This window comes from Mycobacterium parascrofulaceum ATCC BAA-614, assembly GCF_000164135.1.
Lineage (GTDB): Bacteria > Actinomycetota > Actinomycetes > Mycobacteriales > Mycobacteriaceae > Mycobacterium > Mycobacterium parascrofulaceum.
This window is the reverse complement of the sequence record NZ_GG770571.1, coordinates 1-4567: the sequence shown is the minus strand read 5'-3', so window position 1 is coordinate 4567 and position 4567 is coordinate 1. Positions and strand designations below refer to the sequence as shown.

Sequence of the window (4567 nt, the reverse complement as noted above, 5' to 3'; positions counted from 1 at the left end):
AGTTGCGTCCAGCAGAGTGGTGTACGAGCCGGTGATGACCGGCGTGTCGTAGCCGGATGAATGAAGGTCATCGCGTGATTCTTCGAGGGACCGACCAAAGTCACTCGAGCAAAGGAATCAACGCGATGACCATTGCCCACGATATCGACCTGTCTGCCGTGCTGGCCGAACGACTCACCACCACGCACCCTGATGTGCTGCGCGAGTTGTTGGCCGCCTTCATTCACGCCCTGATGGGCGCCGAAGCCGACGCGGTGTGCGGTGCCGGCTACGGCCAGCGCAGCAGCGAGCGCACCAATTCCCGCAACGGGTATCGGCACCGCGAGTTTGACACCCGCGCAGGCACATTGGATCTGGCGATTCCCAAGCTAAGGCAAGGTTCGTACTTCCCGGACTGGCTGCTGGAACGGCGCAAACGCGCCGAGCGGGCCCTGACCACGGTGGTGGCTACCTGCTACCTGCTGGGCGTTTCGACGCGGCGGATGGACAAACTCGTCGAGACTCTGGGCATCACCAGCTTGTCGAAGTCCCAGGTCAGCGTGATGGCCAAAGAGCTCGACGCCGCGGTCGAGGCGTTCCGGACCCGGCCACTGGATGCAGGCCCGTACACGTTCATGGCTGCTGACGCCCTGGTGCTCAAGGTTCGCGAAGCAGGCCGGGTGGTCAACGTGCACGCGCTGATCGCCACCGGGGTCAACGCCGAGGGCTACCGCGAAATCCTGGGCATCGACGTCACCACCGCCGAGGACGGGGCCGGCTGGCTGACCTTCCTGCGGTCGCTGACCGCCCGCGGCCTATCAGGGGTCCGTCTGGTCACTTCCGACGCCCACGCCGGTCTGGTGGCCGCGATCGGCGCCACCCTGCCTGGGGCATCGTGGCAACGGTGTCGCACCCACTACGCCACCAACCTGATGGCCATCACTCCGAAATCATCGTGGCCGTGGGTACGCACACTACTGCATTCGGTCTTCGATCAACCTGACGCCGGTTCCGTTGCAGCCCAATATGACCGCATCATCGACGCACTGGCCGACAAGCTCCCCAAGGTCGCCGACCACCTCGAAGACGCCCGCGCCGACCTGCTCGCCTTCACCGCCTTCCCCAAACAAATTTGGCGGCAGATCTGGTCCAACAACCCACTATCCGTTAACCGGCTCTCCGGGGACACGGTTCGGGCTGCAGCGTGAGGTTCACGCACAAGCGCTGAGCACGGATGGATGCTGTCTGCATCTCGGTGGGGGAAGGCGGAGCGGCGATGCGGGTACTCAAGAGCGACAGCGGATATGTCCTGGAGGGCGACTGGGACGGGCAGGACGCGGTGAACGCGTTTCTCAACCATTTGGCGGGACGGGGGTTCAGCGCGGCCACGGTGCGGGCCTACGCATTCGACGTCGCCAATTTGAGCCGGTTCCTCGTCCAGCAAGCGGTCGGGCTCGCCGCGGTCGATGCGCCGTTGGTGTTCGACTGGATCGACTGGCAAGGCGTCCGCCGAACGGACCAGCCCACCGGCGGTCACCGCTCGTCGACCCCGCCGGCAGCTTCGACGGTGAACCGCCGGGTCGCGGCAGTGCGCGCGTTATTCGAGTATCTGGTGATGACCGGTGTCTGCACCGACAATCCGGTGCCGTCGCCGCGGCGGGGACAGGGGCTGCGCCAGTCGCAGCGGGGGTTGCTCGGTCATCTGGGTCCCGGGCGTGCACGCAGTGGCGGTAGGTTGGTGCGTCAGCCGCAGCGTCTTCCGGAATCGTTGTCCACCAACGATGTCGACGCGTTCCTGGCGACACTGGCAACGCACCGGGACCGGGCGATGGTGCTGGTGATGCTACTCGGAGGGCTGCGTTCGGCCGAGGCGCGTGGCCTGCTGCTCGCCGACGTCGATATGGGCCGGCGCCGGCTTCGGGTGATCGGCAAGGGCGGCAAGGAACGTCATGTCCCGGTCGATGCGGCGTTCTTCACCGAGCTCGCCGCCTACCTGCGATGGGAGCGGCCGCCGGGGTTGGCGACGCCGCAGTGCTTCGTAGTGCTGCGCGGCCCGACGACCGGTGCACCGGTCAGCGAGGCCGGGCTGCGCAGCCTGTTCCGTCGGCACCGGGAGACCTCTGGCGCCACAAGAGTCCGCCCGCACCGTTTACGGCATACCTACGGCACCGAATTGTCGGCGGCCGGAATCGATCTGCTGGCGTTGCGGGCGTTGATGGGGCATGTCTCGCCGGAGACCACGGCCCGCTACGTGCATTTGTCGATCGAGCAGCTCGCCGCCGAATACGGTGCTGCTCGTGCGACGTTGGCCGGAGCCCGGCAGTGACCACGGTGTTGGTCGGCCAACCCGTAGGCGCCGACGAGGTGGTGGCGGATTATCTCGACCACGTCGCCACCCTGGGTTTGAGCGGGCGGGCGGTACGCGACCGGATTCGGATCGCTCGCGACTTCACCGCACGCCACCGCGACCTGCACGCCTGGATGACGCTGCCGGCAGCCGAGCGGATCGCCGAGATACGGGACACCGGGGCGTGGCCGCTGATCTGTCACACGATCGGCACCGGCCGGTTACGGCTGGACGTCGAGCTGGCCGCGGTCAAACAGTTGACCGGGCTGGGCCGCGCAGTGGAGGACCGGGATCCGAGCGGATTCGCCGCGTTGCGGAATGCGGGAATTCGGTTGGGCTGGAGGAGTTCCTGGGTCGAGACGGTCCTCGGCGAATGTCTGGCGGTAGTGCTGGCACACCACGGCGGAATGGTCGCCGACCTGACCGGCGACGCGCTCGACGACTTCGACGCCGCGCTGTCACGTACCGTGGTGCCGCCATCGTCGCGGCGGGCATACAGGGGGCGGCTGGCCAGCCTGCGGCAGCTGTTGTTCGAGACCGCGGTCATCGACACCGCGCCGAAACGCCGGCGGTGGGCCCGTAGCCTCGAGCAGCGCTTCACCGAGGTGGAGATGCCCGACCCGATCCGTCAGACGTTGCTGCGCTACATCGGCGTGCGCGCGGCGGTGCTGCGGCCCAAATCGGTCGAGTCGCTGATCAACGACCTGCTGCCCTTCGCCGAATACCTCACCGCTCACCATCCCGACGTCATCAGCCTGCGTGAACTCGACCGGAGCTGCATCGAGGGCTACCTGAAATGGAATCGCACCCGGGGCTGGCGTGGTCAGCGCGCCGCCGCGGGCGCCGGGCGCACCGTCTCGGCCGCGGTGGCCCAGTCGGCAGTGCTCAGTCTGCGCAACCTGCTCGACGACATCACCGCCTGGGGCTGGGCGCAGGCCCCACCACGGCGGTTGGTATTCGCCGCCGACGTCCCCAAACTCGACCAGCCGTTGCCACGCGCGCTAGCACCCGATGTGGACGCGGCAGTGATGAACGCCGTTGCCCACCTGCAGGATCCGTTCGCCCGCATCGGCCTGACCGTGCTGCGTGGTGCCGGCCTGCGGGCGGGGGAACTGCTCGACCTCGAACTGGGCAGCATCATCGACTACGGACCGGCCGGAACCTGGCTGAAGGTGCCACTGGGCAAGCTCGCCACCGAACGCATGGTCCCGCTCTCCGCCGCGACCCTCGCCGCGCTCGACGAGTGGGTCGCCCTCCGCGGCACGCACCGGCCGCTGCCGCACCCACGCACCGGCGTGCTCACCGACTTTCTGTTCACCCGGCACGGACGCCGCCTGGGCTACACCCGGCTGCGCAACGGGCTGCTCACCGCCGCTGAATCCGCCGGGTTGCACCGTCCCGACGGCGGCGTCCTGATGGTCACTCCACATCAGTTGCGCCACACCTGGGCCACCGAACTCGCCAACGCCGGGATGAGTCTGCAGGCCTTGATGTCCTTACTCGGGCACGTCACTCCACAAATGACGATCCGCTACGCCACCCTGGCCTCGCCCACCCTGCGCGCGGCCTACGACGAAGCGATGGGCAAGATGCGCCGCCAGTTCACCCTCACCCCGGTCGGCAAACCGATCCTGCCCGACAAGGTCGGCTGGCTGCACAGTGAAATGCTGAAAACCCGCGTTGCACACGGATACTGCGCTCGCCACGAATCCGCGGGCGCGTGCCCTTATGCCAACATCTGCGAAACCTGCGACAACTACGTCACCGCCCCCGAATTCCGCGACACGCTCACCGACCAACTCGCCGACGTCCAGGCCCTCAGAACCGACGCCGAGTGCCGCGGCTGGACCGACGAAGCCGCCCGCCACGACCGCGTCGCCCACGCCCTTACCGACCACCTCCAGCGCCTCGATCGATGAACATCCCACCCCGACGGGTTGACCCGCCCCCGAGGGCCGGATAAAAGAACGACTCAACAAGGAAATCCGCCGGCGCACCGACGTCGTCGGAATCTTCCCCGACCGCAACGCCCTAATCCGCCTCGTCGGCGCGGTGCTGGCCGAACAACACGACGAATGGGCCGAATCCCGCCGCTACCTCGGCCTCGACGTCCTCAGCAAATCCCGCGCCGACCACACGCCATCAACAGAACAGGAGGACACCCCGGCGGCACTGACCGCCTAAACCACCAAGTCGAAGAATCACACGACGACGTCGTACACCACGTCCCTGGACTTGACC

At 67.3% G+C, this 4567-nt stretch carries 2 protein-coding genes and 2 pseudogenes; all 4 read left to right on the top strand.

Translation table 11 applies throughout. The features are described 5' to 3' along the window. Positions 1 to 125: 125 nt before the first annotated feature. Positions 126 to 1139: pseudogene (locus HMPREF0591_RS29335) on the top strand (IS256 family transposase); the annotation flags it as partial. A gap of 116 nt (positions 1140 to 1255) precedes the next feature. Continuing rightward, positions 1256 to 2305 (top strand): tyrosine-type recombinase/integrase, encoded by a 1050-nt coding sequence (locus HMPREF0591_RS29330; RefSeq protein ID WP_007172498.1) that lies wholly within the window; start codon positions 1256 to 1258, stop codon positions 2303 to 2305. Beyond that, positions 2302 to 4245, top strand: coding sequence for a tyrosine-type recombinase/integrase (locus HMPREF0591_RS29325; RefSeq protein WP_007172497.1), 1944 nt, complete (start codon positions 2302 to 2304; stop codon positions 4243 to 4245). The genes HMPREF0591_RS29330 and HMPREF0591_RS29325 overlap by 4 nt, the downstream gene beginning before the upstream one ends. Positions 4246 to 4291: 46 nt before the next feature. After that, positions 4292 to 4510, top strand: a pseudogene (locus HMPREF0591_RS31725) (transposase); the annotation flags it as partial. Positions 4511 to 4567 lie beyond the last annotated feature (57 nt).